The sequence below is a fragment of the Nonomuraea muscovyensis genome, from assembly GCF_014207745.1.
GTDB lineage: Bacteria > Actinomycetota > Actinomycetes > Streptosporangiales > Streptosporangiaceae > Nonomuraea > Nonomuraea muscovyensis.
On record NZ_JACHJB010000001.1, the window covers coordinates 1,816,963 to 1,833,016 of the forward strand.

At 65.5% G+C, this 16,054-nt stretch carries 20 protein-coding genes; 8 read left to right on the plus strand and 12 right to left on the minus strand.

Annotation, left to right across the window (positions count from 1 at the left end):
- Positions 1–82: 82 nt before the first annotated feature.
- Genes FHU36_RS45515 through FHU36_RS08565 form a run of 6 tightly spaced genes read right to left on the minus strand, consistent with a single transcriptional unit; the run spans position 83 to position 3,089 of the window.
- Positions 83–205, minus strand: coding sequence for a hypothetical protein (locus FHU36_RS45515; RefSeq protein ID WP_281394163.1), 123 nt, complete (start codon positions 203–205; stop codon positions 83–85).
- Complete coding sequence (locus FHU36_RS08545; RefSeq protein ID WP_180903740.1) at positions 202–372, minus strand: hypothetical protein; 171 nt, start codon at positions 370–372, stop codon at positions 202–204. The genes FHU36_RS45515 and FHU36_RS08545 overlap by 4 nt, the downstream gene beginning before the upstream one ends.
- Positions 373–385: 13 nt before the next feature.
- Positions 386–733, minus strand: coding sequence for a hypothetical protein (locus tag FHU36_RS08550; RefSeq protein WP_185083204.1), 348 nt, complete (start codon positions 731–733; stop codon positions 386–388).
- Between the two features lie 14 nt (positions 734–747).
- Positions 748–1,419, minus strand: a complete 672-nt coding sequence (locus FHU36_RS08555) for a DUF2637 domain-containing protein (protein ID WP_185083205.1) — start codon at positions 1,417–1,419, stop codon at positions 748–750.
- Between the two features lie 25 nt (positions 1,420–1,444).
- Complete coding sequence (locus FHU36_RS08560; protein ID WP_185083206.1) at positions 1,445–2,767, minus strand: FtsK/SpoIIIE domain-containing protein; 1,323 nt, start codon at positions 2,765–2,767, stop codon at positions 1,445–1,447.
- Positions 2,760–3,089: an SCO3933 family regulatory protein gene (locus FHU36_RS08565; protein WP_185083207.1), complete on the minus strand. Its 330-nt coding sequence runs from the start codon at positions 3,087–3,089 to the stop codon at positions 2,760–2,762. The genes FHU36_RS08560 and FHU36_RS08565 overlap by 8 nt, the downstream gene beginning before the upstream one ends.
- A 150-nt stretch (positions 3,090–3,239) precedes the next feature.
- On the opposite strand from FHU36_RS08565, the gene FHU36_RS08570 reads away from it, so the two are divergent.
- The 3 genes from FHU36_RS08570 (at position 3,240) to FHU36_RS08580 (ending at position 5,461) form a co-directional block, all read left to right on the plus strand.
- On the plus strand, positions 3,240–3,623 hold the full coding sequence (locus tag FHU36_RS08570; RefSeq protein ID WP_185083208.1) for a winged helix-turn-helix domain-containing protein: 384 nt from the start codon (positions 3,240–3,242) through the stop codon (positions 3,621–3,623).
- Between the two features lie 543 nt (positions 3,624–4,166).
- The gene (locus FHU36_RS08575; protein WP_246502000.1) at positions 4,167–4,898 is read left to right on the plus strand and encodes a P-loop nucleotide/nucleoside kinase family protein; all 732 of its coding nucleotides are present in this window, start codon (positions 4,167–4,169) and stop codon (positions 4,896–4,898) included.
- Positions 4,895–5,461, plus strand: a complete 567-nt coding sequence (locus FHU36_RS08580; protein ID WP_185083210.1) for a guanylate kinase — start codon at positions 4,895–4,897, stop codon at positions 5,459–5,461. The genes FHU36_RS08575 and FHU36_RS08580 overlap by 4 nt, the downstream gene beginning before the upstream one ends.
- A gap of 281 nt (positions 5,462–5,742) precedes the next feature.
- On the opposite strand, the gene FHU36_RS08585 is transcribed toward FHU36_RS08580, so the two are convergent.
- Positions 5,743–5,952, minus strand: coding sequence for a hypothetical protein (locus FHU36_RS08585; RefSeq protein ID WP_185083211.1), 210 nt, complete (start codon positions 5,950–5,952; stop codon positions 5,743–5,745).
- Between the two features lie 96 nt (positions 5,953–6,048).
- Here FHU36_RS08585 and FHU36_RS08590 point away from each other — a divergent pair, with 96 nt between their 5' ends.
- Entirely contained in the window at positions 6,049–6,318 is a 270-nt protein-coding gene (locus FHU36_RS08590; RefSeq protein ID WP_185083212.1) for a GntR family transcriptional regulator, read from the plus strand.
- A 10-nt stretch (positions 6,319–6,328) separates the two neighbouring features.
- Positions 6,329–6,811: an NUDIX hydrolase gene (locus FHU36_RS08595; RefSeq protein WP_185083213.1), complete on the plus strand. Its 483-nt coding sequence runs from the start codon at positions 6,329–6,331 to the stop codon at positions 6,809–6,811.
- Positions 6,812–7,213: 402 nt separating this feature from the next.
- On the opposite strand, the gene FHU36_RS08600 is transcribed toward FHU36_RS08595, so the two are convergent.
- Positions 7,214–8,119: a hypothetical protein gene (locus FHU36_RS08600; RefSeq protein ID WP_185083214.1), complete on the minus strand. Its 906-nt coding sequence runs from the start codon at positions 8,117–8,119 to the stop codon at positions 7,214–7,216.
- Between the two features lie 301 nt (positions 8,120–8,420).
- A complete protein-coding gene (locus FHU36_RS08605; protein WP_185083215.1) occupies positions 8,421–9,686 on the minus strand; it encodes an IS110 family RNA-guided transposase in 1,266 nt (421 codons plus the stop codon).
- Between the two features lie 208 nt (positions 9,687–9,894).
- Between FHU36_RS08605 and FHU36_RS08610 the strand changes: the two genes are divergently transcribed.
- The 3 genes from FHU36_RS08610 to FHU36_RS08620 are packed head-to-tail and all read left to right on the plus strand — an operon-like array spanning position 9,895 to position 11,833.
- Entirely contained in the window at positions 9,895–10,152 is a 258-nt protein-coding gene (locus tag FHU36_RS08610) for a hypothetical protein (protein WP_185083216.1), read from the plus strand.
- Positions 10,149–10,730: a DUF4365 domain-containing protein gene (locus FHU36_RS08615; protein WP_185083217.1), complete on the plus strand. Its 582-nt coding sequence runs from the start codon at positions 10,149–10,151 to the stop codon at positions 10,728–10,730. The genes FHU36_RS08610 and FHU36_RS08615 overlap by 4 nt, the downstream gene beginning before the upstream one ends.
- Positions 10,727–11,833, plus strand: coding sequence for a hypothetical protein (locus FHU36_RS08620; RefSeq protein ID WP_185083218.1), 1,107 nt, complete (start codon positions 10,727–10,729; stop codon positions 11,831–11,833). Before FHU36_RS08615 ends, FHU36_RS08620 begins: the two co-directional genes overlap by 4 nt.
- Here FHU36_RS08620 and FHU36_RS08625 read toward each other — a convergent pair.
- Genes FHU36_RS08625 through FHU36_RS08635 form a run of 3 tightly spaced genes read right to left on the minus strand, consistent with a single transcriptional unit; the run spans position 11,826 to position 16,039 of the window.
- Complete coding sequence (locus tag FHU36_RS08625; RefSeq protein ID WP_185083219.1) at positions 11,826–13,889, minus strand: UvrD-helicase domain-containing protein; 2,064 nt, start codon at positions 13,887–13,889, stop codon at positions 11,826–11,828. The two genes, FHU36_RS08620 and FHU36_RS08625, sit on opposite strands and share 8 nt — an antisense overlap.
- Before the next feature lie 16 nt (positions 13,890–13,905).
- On the minus strand, positions 13,906–14,871 hold the full coding sequence (locus FHU36_RS08630; RefSeq protein WP_312891633.1) for an McrC family protein: 966 nt from the start codon (positions 14,869–14,871) through the stop codon (positions 13,906–13,908).
- 46 nt (positions 14,872–14,917) lie between these two features.
- A complete protein-coding gene (locus FHU36_RS08635) occupies positions 14,918–16,039 on the minus strand; it encodes an IS630 family transposase (protein ID WP_312891493.1) in 1,122 nt (373 codons plus the stop codon).
- Positions 16,040–16,054: the final 15 nt, after the last annotated feature.

Consider the following 16,054-nt stretch of genomic DNA (forward strand, 5'->3'; position numbering starts at 1 on the left):
GTCCTATCCAGTGTTCTGGGTGGATGGCCCCCGGCCTGGCGCGGATCTTGGCGGATGTGTGGCCAGGCGGGGGGCGCTACGGCTAGGCGCCGTGGTTGTCGATTCCGGAGCCGTCGCAGTCGCGGCAGGTGCCGCGGTCGTCGTCGAGGCCCGTGCCGTTGCAGGTGCAGCAGCGGTAGTGGATGACGGTGACGTCGCTGGTCATCGGCTGTGGTCCGTCTCGCGCGGGACGATGTTGACGTAGATGTGGTACTGGCGCGGGCGGTGCCGGTTCGGGTAGGCGCGAGACACCGAGGTGACGGTGAAGATCTCGCGGAGCCGGAACATGCTGTAGGTGATCTCGGGACGAGTGCCGTCGAGGCGAATCTTCATGGCTGTGATCCCTTCAGGCCGTGGGGCCCAGGTCGGTGTCGGTGGAGTCGTAGACGGTCCGGTAGGCGGCTTCGGCGGCTTCGTGACGGGTGCGGGAGTCGGCGAGGATGGCGATGGCCTGGTACTCGACGGCGCCGAGCCGGATGGACGTCGAGTAGTGGCCGTTGTGCTCTTCGGTCGTGGTGCCTAGCAGCGCCGCGATGTGGTCGATCTCGGCCCGCATCTCGTCGTCGGGCGCCGTCCGGGCGTGGTGGTAGACGTCGATCCGGCGAGGTGCCGGGATGTCGGGGCGGTCGTGGAGGAGTTGGGCCAGTGCGCGAAGGCCGGCTACGAGCGCCAGGCGCGCATGTGGGTGGGGCATCGGCTGCGGTCCTTTCACAGGGTTTGGATGGTGCGGAGCAGGTCGGCGGCGAGCTGGTTGGAGACGCCCAGGCGGGCGCGGAGCAGGTCGCGGGTGATGGGTCTGCCGTGCTTGGCGGTGTGCTCGTCGGCCACGCGCTGGGCGTAGGCGACGAGGGCCGGGTCGGGTGCGGGCCCGTCGTCCTGGCCGTCCTCACTGGCGGGGACGAGAGCGGGACGGTCCGGGACCGCTGAGGACGTCTCGGGGACAGCCGGGGACGCCGAGACTGTGACCGGGGACGTCTGCGGGACGTCCTGCGGACGCGGAGCGGAAGCCCGGCGTTCGAGCATCGAGACGGCGACGAGGAACGCGCCCGCGGGTGTCGCGGCGGTGATCCAGCCCCAGGCGGTGGGTTCGGCCTGGGCCAGGTTGGCGGCCAGGGACAGGACGATCCCGCCGGTCAGGACGAGGACGGGCCAGGAGATCGGGCCGCGCCGTTCGCGGCCGGTCTTCTTGTCGCGTTGGCGTTCGCGGGCGGCCATGACGCAGGTGAGGTCGATGCAGACGGCGATGGCCCAGGACATCCAGCCGGTCTGTCCGTGCTCGCTGGCGGTGTCGCGGATGTGGGCGAACGAGCCCGCGCCCGCGATGAGGGCCAGGACGAGGACGGGGCCGGTGTCCACGAGCCAGGCGGCGAGGTGTCGCATCGGTGTCCTCCCTTCGTGGGTGCGGTCAGGCGGCGGGTATCTCGTGCGGCTGGGCGGCCATGACCTCGTCCCAGGACGGGGCAAGGTGGGCGTGGGTGCGGGCGGCGTGTTCGGCGGCCTGCTCGGTGACGTAGAAGGAGCGGGCGCGGTACCACTGGCCGTCCTGGCCGGCGACGATGGCGACTCCCGGCGTCTCGGCCGGGATGGCACGAGCTGAGACGAGGGCGGCCGGGTCGAGGTCACCGAGCGTCATGGTCGCGGTCTCCGGGTCGTTAACCCGATGGCAAATCCGTCCCGAGCACTGGGCCCGGAGGGCGGTGACGCCGGGCCCGAGGTCCGAGCCGATGCGCTGACCGCAGCAGAACAGGTAGATCCCGAACGCCCGCCCGAGCTGGGCCACCCGGAGCAGGGCGGTGGAGGTTTTGGCGATCTCGTCCTTCTCGCTCTTGTCGGCCATCAGGTACAGCTCGGCCAGCTCGTCGACCAGGACGACGATCGGGACGGGCCGCACCGCGGGTGGGAGCTGCCAGATGTTGCGGGCCCCGGCCATCCGGCACACGCCCATCCGGTCGGCCATGAGCGTGACCAGGTCGTCGAGGAGGGTGGCGCACTCGGTTCTGGTGGTGGCCAGCGCGGACAGGCGTGGCGCGTACGGGGTGAACTCCACCCCGCCCTTGAGGTCGAACCCGACCAGCGCCACGGGTTGCGGGGCCAGGCCGACGATGAGCGCGTTGGCCAGGTTGGACTTCCCCGACTGGGTCGCTCCGGCGTTGATCCAGTGCGGAACGGTCGTGAAGTCGATCGTCCACGGCCCGCCGGTCTCCAGCTTGCCCACGGTGACCTTGAGAAGTTCGGTCGAGGCCGGTAGGTCGGCGACCTTGACCAGTGGGTCGCGCATCGTGGTGGCGAGGACGACCCGGCCGGGGCGGGGCGAGGAGACGCGGACGGCGTGCACGCCCCAGGAATGCGCGAGCCGTTCGGCCACCTCGGCGTAGTCGGCCGGGATCTGCCCTTCGAGGGTGTGGATGGTGACGCGCCAGCCGTGCCGAGTTGGCATCGGCAACCACATGAACGGCCTGGTGTCCACGGCGATGCGCTGGAACTTCCGCTTGACGCGGACGACGCCGGTCGAGGCGACCAGGCCTGGGACGGTGGTGAACCAGAAGCGCTGCCGCTTCTTGGTCAACCCGCAGCCGAGGGCGACCTTGCGCCAGGTGGCCCATACGCTGAACGCGGCCAGCGGGTAGCCGAGGACGAGCCAGAAGGAGCGGTAGTGCCAGTGGTGCCAGGCCCAGAGCCCGGCCGCGATGGCGGCCGAGACTCCGAGCAGGGTGAGCAGGTCAGACACCGGCGGCCTCCTGTAGCGGAAGCAGGGCGGAGGCGCGGTAGCTGATCCCCCAGCGGCCGGCGATCTCCCAGACGTAGCCGACCAGGCCGACGGCGTTGACCGGGTCGCCGGCGGTGATGGGCGGTTCGCCGGTGATGCCGATCTTGACGAGTTCGATGCGGCCGAACTCGTCCTCCACCGAGACGGTGACCTCGTAGACGGTGTTGCCGTTCTTGTCGGTCTTGATCTCGCCGGTGTCCTTGTTGAGCACGCGAGGCCGCGGGGCCTTCACGCAGGTGATGGTGAGCTTGCTGCTGTCCACAGGGATGGGGACGGTGCGCATGGCGGTTCCTTCGTTCGATCCGAGTGAATCCTCTTGGCATACATAGAACGCTTGGAATTCTAAGTTGTCAAGGGATTCCACGAAGACTTGGTTGGCATGTCGGATGGGGTGTGCTGAACTGGAGGCAGACAACCTCGCGAAGGGCACGGGATGGTCGAGAAGACGGGTCGCCCCGGCTACCTCCAGATAGCCGACGACCTGCGTAGGCAGATCAGGACGGGATCACTCGCGCCTGGCGCCGCGTTGCCGTCGACCGCTCAGCTCTGCCAGCGCTACGACGTGTCCGCGAGCGTGGTCAAGGCGGCCATCAGCGTGCTCCGCACCGAAAACCTGGTCGTCGGCCAGCAAGGCAAGGGCGTGTTCGTCCGCGAGGGCGCCGCCGAGGCCAGCGTCGAGGCGGCCAACGCCGAGGGGCCGGCGTCGCAGGACGTCATGGACCAGCTCGCTCAGATGCGCCAGACCCTTGCTGATCTCGGCGGGCGGATCGCCGATCTGGAGAAGGCCGTGTTCCAAGAGCGGAAGCGATCTCGCTGACCCGGCAGGCCAGCTCCTCCATCTCGGACTGAATGGCCCGAAGCTCGTCCAACAGCCGCTTGTTTGCGGTCATTCCGGCACCCCTTTTCTGGTCGGTCGTTATCCCGGCGGGGATGCCGTTAGTTCATCGCGCATTCGCGCCGTTGAGTATCACGAAGCGTTAGCTAAGCTTCTTCATTGCTGCCTGCACGGCGGTTACACATGCGCTTTCACATGCCCGCTTCCCAAAGTGCGCAAAAGGATGCGATGAAGACAATCCAGCGCCCCGGATGGCGTCCCCTGCTGCTGCGCCAGCACCGCGAAGCGCACGGTCTCACCCTCGAAGCAGCAGGTGATCAGCTCCGACAGGTCGCCCACCGGCACGGCCTGGTCGCACCAGCCGCCAATTTCCAGACACTCTGGGCACACGAGCAGGGATCGGTATATCCCGGACCTCACTACCGGCGGGCCTATTGCCTCCTCTATCAGGCAAGTGAGCCCAAGCTAGGTTTCCGGCTACCACTACCCGGCGAAATAACCGAAGTGGAAAATTCCATCTCGGATTTGCCCGCGCCCACCGACCCCGCAGCGGACAATGCCGCCGCGCAGGTCATCGAACAGACCCTCATCAAGGTGTCCGGCAGCCCTTCCAACGCCGAGCAGAACGCACTCCTCAACCGCGTGGTCGACGCCTGGCGCCGCCGGCACGGCCAAGGCAGCCCGAAGCCGATCCTCACCCTCGTCGGCGGCTACGCCGGATCCGGCAAGACCGAGTTCTCCCGCTTCCTGTCCGACATCACCGGCTGGGCCTTCCTGGACAAGGACTCCCTCACCCGCGCCATGGTCGAACGCCTGCTCGTCTCCCTCGGCGGTGACCCACACGACCGGCACACCGAGCTGTACCTGCGCGAGGTCCGACCACTGGAGTACCGGTGCCTCATGGAGACCGCGTTCGACAACCTCAACGTCGGCACCTCTGCCATCCTGTCGGCCCCGTTCATCGCCGAGCTGGCCGACCCCGACTGGGTGTCCCGTCTCACCAACCGCTGCGCCGCCAAGGGCATCGACGTCGCCGTGGTGTGGGTACGCTGCGACGTCGAGTCCATGCGCGAGTACATCGAGTTCCGCGGAGCCGCCCGCGACTGCTGGAAGCTCGACAACTGGGACACCTACACCAGCGGCCTCAACACCGAGACTTGCCCGCCCACCGCGCACATCACCGTCGACAACCGTCTCGGAGCCGCGATCAGCCTCGCCGACCAGACCCGCGAGACACTCAAACGGATCCTCTCGTGAAGGGCATCGTCCTGTACGGCCCGCCGGCCAGCGGCAAGAGCACCACCACCGCCGCCCTGACGGCTCTCGACCCGAGGTTCGTCCTGCTGCGCAAGCTCAAATCCGGCAACCGGCGCGGCACCGAATATGACTTCGTCACCCCCGACCACCTCGCCCGGCTGCGGGCAGCCGGACGGCTCCTCGCGGAGACCCACCGCTACGGCAACGTCTACGCCATCGACCGCCACCAGATCCAGCAGATGGCCCAGACGGGGCAAGTGCCTGTCGTTCACATGGGCAACATCCCCGACATCCTGCGCCTGGCCGAAGCCGGGCCTTGGCTGCCCGTCCTGTTGTGGGTGCCACGCGACGTCTGCGAGCGGCGATCCCTGCAACGAGGTGACGGCGACACCACCAGCCGCCTGAGCGCATGGGACGAGACCCTGCTCGACCTGCAAACCCACGACACCGGCCTCTTCTCGCTGCGGATACGCACCGACCAGACGACCCCTCACGACTCGGCGCGGCAGATTGCCCATGCCTACCTCCGCCAGGAGGCGCCACCGCTCGGTCACCACGCCTGACCACTCAGGATCCGGTGCCATAGGTCCTTCGCCGCGCGCTCCCGCATCCATCGTGTCTCGACGACATCGGCCGGCGGCTCACCCGACATACGCCGGACGAACCACAGACCGCCAGCCGTACACAGCTCGAAGAGCGGGCGCCGACAGCAGCAGGTGTGTGCCCGTACGCGCAACCGGTCGGCGCGCGGCAGGCTCCTCTCCCACTCCACCGGCTCGGCCCACGGCTGGGGAGGATCAGCGTGCGGCCCGTGGTAGTCATACACGTCCATGACGCCGCCACATCACTGCCGAACCTGCTGCGCCTGCAGCAGTGCCACGAGGGTCACGCAATCGTCAGCGCTCACCGTCTGATCAAGCCCCGCGTCGATCTCCGCGTTGCGAAGTGGAGCGCCTCGCCTGGTCGCGTAGAGGGCGCCCGCATCGCTGCGGAAGAACGACCAGCCGGGGAACGTGGCGCGAAGAACGTCGAGGTCGCAACCAGGGAGTGCCATGGGGCCAGCGTAAGCAAAGCTCAGATGGGTTGTCTATAGGGCTCCATAGGGCCATCCGGAGAACGATGGGACATCACGGGTTCCTACAGTGACGTCGTGATCGAGTTTCGCCACGACCGGCCTCGCTGGGAGCAGGTCGCCGACGTGATCCGTGAGCGCATCGCCGCCAGCGTCTACCGCCCCGGCTCACGAGTGCCGAGCGAGAACGATCTGATGCAGGAGTTCGGCATCGCCCGCATGACCGCCCACAAGGTGATGCGAGCCCTCCGCGAAGAGGGCACCATCTACACCGTCCGCGGACTCGGCAGCTTCGTCAGCCAGCCAAGCGACGCCAAGCCGCCGGAAGACGAGGCGTCCAGCAAGTAGGCTCCGGACCGTGACTCGCAGGATCGACTTCTACAACGACCCGCAAGCGCCAGCCGCGAACAGCCTCGTCCCCTCGGTCAACGTCGTCGTCACCAACGAGGCCAGCCACGTCCTCCTGATCCGTCGCTCCGACAACGGCAACTGGGCCCTACCGGGCGGAGCCATCGACCTCGGCGAGTCCATCCCGTCAGCGGCCATACGAGAAACGCTGGAAGAGACGGGCATCACCTGTGAGATCACGGGGATCGTCGGAACCTACAGCGACCCCAACCACGTCATCCTCTACACGAGCAACGGCGAGGTCCGGCAGGAGTTCTCCATCGTCCTCACCGCCCGAGCTGTCAGCGGCGAGCCGACCCCAAGCAAGGAGTCCCGCGAAGTGCGATGGGTACCGCGAGGCGACCTTTCGAACTACCGCATGGATCGCTCCATGAGACTGCGCATCAGCCACTACCTTCAGGCAGACGGAAGCCAGAAGCCATACATCAGCTGACACGGAGCCAACCGCTTCAACCGACGTCAAGCCTGAACCGAAGCCGAGCAACATCGGAGCGGTAAAGCAACAGGTCACAGTCATGATCGTCGACTGGATGAGTACTTTCTCCACGTCTTCAAGGCCGCCCGCCTGCGGCGGTCGGCGCAGCGCCAGGCGGTCGCTGGCCGCGCTGCGGCTCTCCGGCCGGTCGCGGCCAGCGCCGCCCATGCGCACAGCCACTACAGCGAACAGCCAACCGATCGAAGCCCATCACGGAGTACGTACGGCCATGACCGAGGAACGGCGCCCCATAACGCACACGCGAAGCTGGGCTTGACACTCCGTCCCCGGCCCGCTGCCGCTTCGCGGTGGGTCGACAGTGTACGAGGTGATCAGGGCACGGAGAGTGTGCGGGGCCGCTCATCGACGGAATCGGGCCTTGAACCGCTCCCATCCCTCTGCCGCAATTGAATAGCCGGGGTGGTCGGCGACTCGGAGTCTTTCGATGCGTTCTTGTTCGAGTTCGAGCGCTTGCTGGCTATAGAGTCGAATATCCTGCGGCTTGGGTGTCCGAATCCATACGGGGGCGCCGATGATGAGTCGGACAAATCGCCCCCAAGGCTGGCCCTCTTCTTTTACGAAGTCGATATCGTAAATTACGTCGGCGAGCCATTCGGCACTGTTTTGGATGTCACCATAAGTGAATTCCCGCTTCCACGGAACCAAGAAGTCGGGTTCGGAGTTCATGCCTTGCTGATGGGCTGCTTCAAAAGCGTATCTAGCGTAGCGCAGTCGGGCGTCACTGCGGCTCGTCGGGCCGGCCAACTTAGCAAGGTCGCCGTCGATGAAGCGTATGATCTCCGGAGTTACCGAGCTGCGCCAGGATGCTCCGCTGCTTAGACCGGGGCCGGCTTCCCGTATCGATAAGTCGAAGCTGTGCATGCTGCCGAACAGACAAATGGCAATTGCATGGCCCTGACTATCGCACGTCTCGGTTGTGATGATTGAACGGTCCTGGCTTTGACCACTCAGTGAAACAAATTCCGAGAAGATGATCGACCCGATGCCCTTGGCGTATCGAACAGGGTATGTGTCGAAACTGGATACCGCACTTTCTCCCAGGCTTGCTTCGATCTTATCGGCCAGTTCCGCCATCGTTGGGTCGCCTGAATGGCGGACATGTTCGATGACAGGAAGAAGCGGGACGTTTGGAGACTTAATTGTTGTAGAGGTCTTGCTGATCCGGATATTGTTGGCTTCAAGGAATTCGCGGACTCGGAGTTCCGACCAATACATATAGGTTGTTGGCGCTCCCAGAGTGCCCATGTGTTCCTTCCGGTGTCGTCAGCCAAGGTGATTTTGTCCCTAGTGCTGTCCGCGCGCAAGCGGTGTGCCAGAACCACTCGGCGATCACATCGCGACCGTCACGGCGATGTTGACGACAGCCCTGACGACAACGAGGCTTCCACGAGCGCACGGCGACGTCCATACCCCACCCCTCTGGCTTCGCGCCAGACAAGAGATCAGGGCGGACTGCTCCGCCTGGCTCGAAAATCGGTGAGTTGGTGGGCAGGCGGCAGCGAACCTCGGCCGGTGAGGTTGGTGAGGTTGGTTCAGCGGGGTGTGGTCAGGCGGTTGGTTGCAGGGTGACGGTCTTGCCGGTGAGGCGTTCGAGCTGGCGGATGAGGTCGCGTTCGCGGCGTCTGGTGGCGAGGCGGGATTGGTAGAAGTCGGGGCCGAGGTCGTGGTAGCGGGCGTCGGGGTCGGACAGCAGGTGCCAGACGATGGTCAGGACGGAGTTGCCGAGGGCGACGATGGCGCGTTTGCGTCCGCGGCGTCTGGACAGCCGCCGGTAGCGCTCGCCGAGGAAGGTGTTGGAGCGGGAGGTGACCGCGACGATCTCTGCGAGGGTGGCTGCGAGCCATGGATTGCCCTTGCCGGTGGAGCCGCCCTTCTTCTTTCCGGCGGAGTTGTTGTCGATCGGGGCGAACTTGGCCCAAGAGACCAGGTGGCCGGCGGTGGGGAAGCGGCTCATGTCGATGCCGATCTCGGCGATGAGTTCTTGGGCGGCGATCGCGCCGACGCCGATGATCTCATCGAGCTGGTCGACTGCGGCAGCGTAGGGGACGATCTTGTCCTCGATACGGCGGGAGACGGCCTCGATCCGGGCGGACAGGTCGTCGATGCGGTCGGTCATCATCTGGCAGAGGAAGCCGTGCTCGTCGGTGAAGTGGCCGGTGAGCGCCTCCTGCAGGATCGGGATCTTGGAGCGCATCGGGCCGCGGGCCATCTGCGCCAGCGTCTTGGGATCGCGCTGGCCGTCGATCAGCGCCTGCAACATCTCGCGGCCGGAGACGCCGAAGACGTCGCTGATCACGCTGGACAGCTTGATTTGCGCGTCCTCCAGGAGCTTCTCCACGCGCTGCTTCTCGCGGGTGCGTTCCCGGACCAGGCTGCGCCGATAGCGCGTCAGATCGCGCAGCTGCCGGATCGGCTTGGGGTGCACCAGGCTGGGTCGGCACATGCCGCGTTCGACAACCTTGGCCAGCCAGACCGCGTCGAGTTTGTCCGTTTTGGGGCGGCCGGGCACGTTCTTGACGTGCTTGGCGTTCAGCAGCCAGCAGGTGAAGCCTTCCGCCTCCAGCAGGTAGTAGACCGGCTTCCAGTAGTCCGAGGTGGCCTCCATCGCCACCAGGCTCACGCTCTGGCAGCGCAGCCAATCGGCTAACGCGAGCAGGGAGGCGGTGAGCGTGGTGAACTCGCGTACCTCCTGCCGGCGCCGTCCGGGCTTGTCCTCGCTCGGCACGCGTATGCACACGACCAGGCCGCTCTTGCCGATGTCGATCGCGGCGACCCGCTCGACGAACTCCACCGGCTCGTTGGTCTCCTGCACCTATCTCCCTCGCCTCCTGCGTCGCTGGCCATGGGTGGTTGCCCGGGGAGCCGGTAGGGGAAGTCAAGAGCCGGGCTCTCGTGCTCGAAGCGACAATTCAGGGCCCCTTAGGTGGCTCCCGGCGTCAGACTGAAAACCGGCCTCGACCAGGCACCAGGCGGACTCGACGTCGGCGGGCAACCAGCCCCGATTTTCCCGCCCGCAGGGCGTGCGCGAAGCCACATCAAAGACTGAAAAGCAGCCTGAAAAGCGGACAGTCACACAGGGCAGGCCTTCTGCTCAGGATGCCTCCGAGACACTGGAACTGTTGGTCAAGACGACCGACCCGGCCACCACGGCGAAGCTGACCATCGATCAGATCAGCGCGGTGCTCAAGCGCGCCAGCCGTCGTGCGCCGCGGTTTCAGGTGACCATCAACGCATGTTCCCCGATTCCACCTCGAATCCTTCCGTGCTACCTTCAATGACGATCACCTATCGGCGGATTCGGGGGCGGCCGCTGTTCGAGGAGGAGGCTGCTCTGGCCTGTGAGTGGTGCCTGGACAAGAACAATCACCAGGGCTGGTACGGCGAGTGTTTCGTTCAGGCGCTTGCCGCGGCCGCGGGCCTTCAAGCCAGCCCGCTCACGCCCGACTGCACCGGCGTCGACTTCGACATCTCCGCACCCGTCGAAGTCGGGGGTGACTTTCCTGCGATGCGCGTTCAGGTCAAGACATGGGCCAAGCCCAAAGGGGATAACGATGACTGGATCTATCCTCGGCTGACCGAGAAGCGCTTCAACGCACTCGCCGGCGGTGAACGCCGGATTCCTCGTTTCCTCTTCTTGGTCATCGTCCCAGACGACGCAGCGAAATACGCCCGGGGCAACAAGAACGGCCTCGTGCTGAGCCATGCCGCGTACTGGCTTTCCCTGGCCGATCGCGTCAGGGTCGAGAATCCGCGGTGCAACGGAACCATTACGGTACGAGTGCCGAAGAGGAACCTGCTCACCGTCAAGAGCTTGAGGGGACTGCTAGACCCGACACTGGCGGAGGTGGCTTTATGAATGAGCTGGCAATCGACCCTGCCAGCCTTGCCGGCTACCTTGCCAGTCGTGGTTGGCGAAATGAAGGGACATGGCGGGGAGCCGAGGTCTGGCAAGGTGCAGATACTCGCCTGCTGGTCCCGCCGCAGCGGGAGTATCCGGACGACGATGAATTGCTTGCGGAGGCGGTCGCCAAGCTAGCAGTGCTAGAAGATCGACCTGCCGAGGAAATCTTGCTCGACATCGCAGAGCCGATGGTGAACACCGTGGATGTCAGAACGCAGCCGGACACCCCGTCCGGAACCATCCCGCTCCTGTCCGGAGTGAAAGCGGTCGACAGTATCTGTGAATTGCTGGACACCGCGGCCCGGACGGTGGAAGAAGGTCCCCGGCTCATCTTCACAGGACGCCGAAGCGGGGTGGTGCAGGACTTTCTGGGATCTGTCCGGTTGGGCACAAGCAAGCCGGGAAGTTACATCTTCACGGCCCGCGTTCCGGTGGCCTCCCGCGATGTCCAGGCTTCGCTGTTCGAGGAGGACGACACCGGCCCCTTCGGCAGGCAGGTGTTGGTCACCTTGGACAAGGCCCTCCGTGCTGCGCAGACAGCTTGTACGCAGGTTATCCGAGGCACGGCCTCCTTCGACATCATCGAGGAATATGTCGAGCAGGGTGTATCGGCCGATCTTTGTGAAGCGGTCAGCGGGCTCGCCGGTCACGGTGTCGATCGTCCGTTTTCCATCGCAGTCGGCTGGGCGCGGGAGCTGGACTCACCCTCGGGGCAAGCGATCGAATTCAGTTCGACCATGGCCAGCGTCCTGAGCCAAGCAGCAAAGCAGCTGAGAGACCTGGCCCGTGTAGGAACGGCCACGATCACCGGTGTAATTGAGGATCTCCACTATGACGACGTGGAACCGCCTCGCATCAAGATCCGGGGCGAGTTGCAAACCTCATCGTCCGAGTCCCTTGCCCGCGCGATCTGGGTCGTACTGAGCCGCCGCCAGTACGAGAGTATCGCGCCGCTCCACTACCAACGCGCTACCGTCCGAGTCAGAGGGCGCCTCACGTCCACCGGCAAACGGCTGGAGATGCGTCCGGATCGCACCGGTGTGGAGATCATCAGCTGACAGGTAGAAGGGGACTTCGCACGCCAGTCCATGTAACAAGCAACTCCTCCCGCGCCCGGGTGCAGGCAACGAAGAGGACACAGCGCTCGCGCTGCATGTCGAGTGCGTGCGCAGCCTTGTCCACGCTCTCTGGAGTCACCGCCGATGGCGCAGGCACCGAGTTGTCGCTGACGCCGGTGACCACCATGCAGCGGAACTCCAGCCCTTTCATCCGGTGCATGGTCCCGACCAGAACCTTGCCCTCATGGGCGGCCTGGCTGGCCAGGCTCGCCGCCGGGATGCCGTGTTCTGCCAATGAATTGACGACCTCGCCGATGGGGGCACGGGCACGCATGGCGATGCCGACTTGTTCCGGCTCCACCCCATCGTCGAGCCACTGCTGGACTTGTGCTGTCACGAAGGCGAGTTCGTCCTGCCGCGAAGCGAATCCTTCCAGCCGTGGCTGGTTACCGTGGACGTCTGAGCGGCAGCCGGTCAACGATTCGAGGTCTTCGTTCATGTCATCGATGGCCTGACCGCGGAGGAGGCCGACACTCCACGCGAGGATTTCTGCCGTGGTCCGGTAGTTAATCTTCAGTCGGGTTGACCTGCCCGTCACGTCCACCCCGACCTGCCGCAGGGAGACGCGGTTGTCGTAGATGCGCTGGTGGGTGTCTCCGGCGATGAACAGATCATCAGGTCCGGCCGGGACAACAGCGCGCAGGAAGCGCCACTGCCATGGGCTGAGGTCCTGCGCCTCGTCAACAATCACGTGTTCGTACGGCTGGCGGTCCGCCTCGGTCAAGAGTCGGGTCGCTTCAACGCAGATCGTCTCGTGTGTCCACACGCCGTCCTTGCGCAGCCCGGAGCTGAACGCCTCGAACGCCTCCCAGACAATCTCTCTCGCGGCAGAGCTTAGTCGTACCCCGCGCCCCTTCCTCCGGGCACCCTGGTACTCCAGCAGCGTGGTGATGCCCTGGGCAAGGATGACCTGCCGCCACTCGGCGGCGAGAAACGCCGGCTCGTGCGCGGAGCTGGCCTTCGTCCACCTGGCCACCTCCTCCGCTTGGTTGAGAACAGACAGTCGCCCGTGCTTGCGGGCAACAATCTGGTGGGCAACCTGGTCGATGTGCCGGACGTCAACACACTCGAGCAGGTCGGGTTCGCTAACAAGAGCACGCAGCCCGTCATCGAGAGAGGCGGCCAGCGTTTTCGTAAAGGTGGTAAGCAGGACCGCGCCCTCGCGCTTAACACGTCTAGCCAGATGCCGGGCCCTGTGCAAGGCGACGACCGTCTTTCCGGTTCCCGGCCCACCGGATACCCGAGCTGCTCCGCTGTACCGAGCGTGGGCAACACGCAGCTGGCTTGGATGGAGGTAGACCCGCCAAAGGGCGAACGGCTGGCTGAAGACGTCCATGAGTTCATCGGGCCCGGTCACCAGGACAAGCCTGCGACTGGTCCGTTCCGTGGCAGCCACCATGTCATCGGTGTCGACCGGAGCCGACTGAGCGACTTCGTTCCACACCTCTTCGGGCGTCATCCCCATCGCCAGGCCGATGAGCACGTCATACTGGGCTTCGCCCAGCGTCCGGCGCGCCTTCTCCACTTCCAGTTGGTCCGTCACGGAACGGGCGAAGGCCAGGGTTTGCTCGTCGATGCCAAGCGTCCGGAGCTGCGCGTCGCTGACGTGATCGAACAGTCGATCGGGCCCGCCGGATGCGGTGTTCCTGGCGGTGGCTTCCTTCACGCCGACCACGTCGATGATCTCGACCACACCGGCGGTGCTGTTGACGGAGACCTTGTGCCGTTCAGCCCACCTGTAGGCGGCGTCATGCTGGTCGACCTTGAGGAGGAGGTAGAGGTCACCCTGCTCCGGGGTTAGCACGATCCCGCGATAGCCCTGGTCGATCCGGATGGAGCGGAACCGTTTGTCCTTCGCGTTGTGGATCTTCTCCAGGTTGATGCCTGCGCCGCCCGCCTGGAACTTTGCGAAGACCTCCTGTACACGCTCCTGGACGTCCGGGTTCAGCTTGCCGAATTCCCACAGGAAGCTGCTGTCGATCGCCAGACGTGCCACGGATCCTCCTCGCCGGTCAGAACTCACTTACGATCTTGCTGATGTGCGAAAGGATCGCCTCGGGTTCCGAAGCGAGGTTGAGCGCATGGCAGATGATCTCGATGCCCGCATGCCTTACGACGTGTGAGGCACCTGATCCGTTCCCCTCGGCGTAGATCAAGTGTCCACGAGGCAGCCCGAGGGCCGTGCAGTAGGCCAGCATCTGGTACAGATCGGCGTCTGGGTATCCGGCCGGCTTCTCCTGCTTGTACTTGGCGTCGACCACGGCCCGGGGAACACCGCTCAGTTCCCACACCAGATCAGGCTTCATCCGTACGGCCAGCGACTCGTCTAGGTGGCAGGGGTACTGCGGATATGCAATCCCGCCGAAGCGGTCATGCAGTTCCTCCGACACCGCCACGGTCACGAAGTCTTCGAAGATCTTCGGCAGGTCGAAGAGGAACCCGCTGGCAACCGTCGGGCCCGGAGCGTGCTCGGGTGACGTAGCCCGCCACACGATCTCTGCGAGCCGGAGAGCGGCCTGGTACCGAGCATTAAGCCGCGTCGGCTGCCAGCTCGGCAGGCGCGCTCCGAGGATCAGGCTGGTGACGCCCGCGAGGCGGATCCGGAGGGCAGCCAGCCTCCGACGTGAGCTTCCGGAGACACGGGGAACCCTCAGCAGCCGTGTGATGGCCGCGAGCAGGATCTGGTTCTCCGGGATGTCGATGGTGAAGTCGTCGTGACGGATCTCCATGGGGATAGGGCGACCGTGGTGCCGACGGAGCTGGTCGGCCTCGCGGAGGCGTCCGCGCAACACATACGAGGTCTCCTCGGCCGTTCGATATCCCTGAAGCAGCCCTTGTCGGAGCGCACGCTCTGTCTGCCGCCACAACGCATCGGCGACGGCGGGGATCAGCCCCTCCCGTACCTCCAGATGAACCAGCTCGTCCCGCCATCCTTTCGGATCCGCTGTGTATCCGACGAGAAACAGCAGCCGGTCGATCTCTAGTGCTGTGACCGGAAACGATCACCGGGTTGGGTAACAGGCTTCAGGCTGCGGAAGCCAGAGGCCGACCTCCCCAGCGGATGCCCTTCTCGCTTCGGATGCGGGCGCGTTCGCGGCGTTGAGCGGCCAGCACGTCGGGGTGACGGGCGTGGGCGTTGCGCCAGCGCAGGTAGGCGTGTAGGGCCCGGGTCTGGACGGTGTGATTCGGGTGGTTGGAGTTGGCCAAGGTGAACTGGCGCAGCGGTCCAAAATGAGCCTCGATCGGGTTGGCCCAGGACGCATACGTCGGGGTGAACAGCAGCCTGACCTTGTGCTTGTCCGCCCAGGCGCGGATGCGCCGGTTCTTGTGCGCCGACAGGTTGTCCATGATCACGTAGATCGGGGCGCCGTCCGGGCGGGCGGCGCGGATGGACTTCAAGGCTGACCAGGTGGGTTCGCTGCCCTTGCGCCGGTGGTTGATGCCCCACAGCAGGTCATCGCCGACGGAGTAGCAGCCGTGGAAGTACCTCACGCCGTGAGTGCGGTGATAGGTGGCCGGCAATCGGTCCGGCGCGCCGGCAGGTGCCCAGCCCGTCCCGGCGGTGGGGCGGATGCCGAGCGGGCCGAACTCGTCGAAGGCGAAGGTCCGTTCGGGCCGGCGGGTGAGGGCGTACTCGATCTGGTCGAGTTTGGTCTCGAAGTCCGGGTCGGGTGAGTCTTTCCAGGTCTTGGTGCGCTGGAAGGTGATGCCGTGGCGAATCAGCAGGGTGCGTAAGGTTTCGCGGCCGATGGTGATGGCGCGGCCGGGCAGGCGGCGCAGGTAGTCGTGGAGTTTGCGGATGGACCAGCGGGTGAAGGGCTGGCCGAGTTTGGCAGGTCGGGTGGTGGCCGTCGCCGTGACGAAGTCTTCGTCGTCAGGACTCAGTAGGCGGGGACGGCCTCCCGCCCACTGAGGGTCCAGGCAGGCCAGGCCGATCTCGTTGAAGCGGTGGATCACATCGCGCACGGTGTCCTCATCGGCCTGTACCAGCCGAGCGATGACCGGGACGGTGTTGCCGCCGGCCGAGGCCAGCAGGATCATCGCCCGCCGATAGCGCACCGTGCTCATCGTGCCGCGCCGTACGATGCGCTGCAGCTTCTGCCCTTCCGGGTCCGTGAGTCTGCGGACCTTGACCGGTTGCGTCACCTGGCCTCCCGAGCG

What these genes read in the sequence shown, in the direction of transcription:
- FHU36_RS45515 (WP_281394163.1), bottom strand. Translation starts at nt 205, where the DNA reads ATGACCAGCGACGTCACCGTCATCCACTACCGCTGCTGCACCTGCAAC.
- FHU36_RS08545 (WP_180903740.1), bottom strand. Translation starts at nt 372, where the DNA reads ATGAAGATTCGCCTCGACGGCACTCGTCCCGAGATCACCTACAGCATG.
- FHU36_RS08550 (WP_185083204.1), bottom strand. Translation starts at nt 733, where the DNA reads ATGCCCCACCCACATGCGCGCCTGGCGCTCGTAGCCGGCCTTCGCGCA.
- FHU36_RS08555 (WP_185083205.1), bottom strand. Translation starts at nt 1,419, where the DNA reads ATGCGACACCTCGCCGCCTGGCTCGTGGACACCGGCCCCGTCCTCGTC.
- FHU36_RS08565 (WP_185083207.1), bottom strand. Translation starts at nt 3,089, where the DNA reads ATGCGCACCGTCCCCATCCCTGTGGACAGCAGCAAGCTCACCATCACC.
- FHU36_RS08570 (WP_185083208.1), top strand. Translation starts at nt 3,240, where the DNA reads ATGGTCGAGAAGACGGGTCGCCCCGGCTACCTCCAGATAGCCGACGAC.
- FHU36_RS08585 (WP_185083211.1), bottom strand. Translation starts at nt 5,952, where the DNA reads ATGGCACTCCCTGGTTGCGACCTCGACGTTCTTCGCGCCACGTTCCCC.
- FHU36_RS08600 (WP_185083214.1), bottom strand. Translation starts at nt 8,119, where the DNA reads ATGGGCACTCTGGGAGCGCCAACAACCTATATGTATTGGTCGGAACTC.
- FHU36_RS08615 (WP_185083217.1), top strand. Translation starts at nt 10,149, where the DNA reads ATGACGATCACCTATCGGCGGATTCGGGGGCGGCCGCTGTTCGAGGAG.
- FHU36_RS08620 (WP_185083218.1), top strand. Translation starts at nt 10,727, where the DNA reads ATGAATGAGCTGGCAATCGACCCTGCCAGCCTTGCCGGCTACCTTGCC.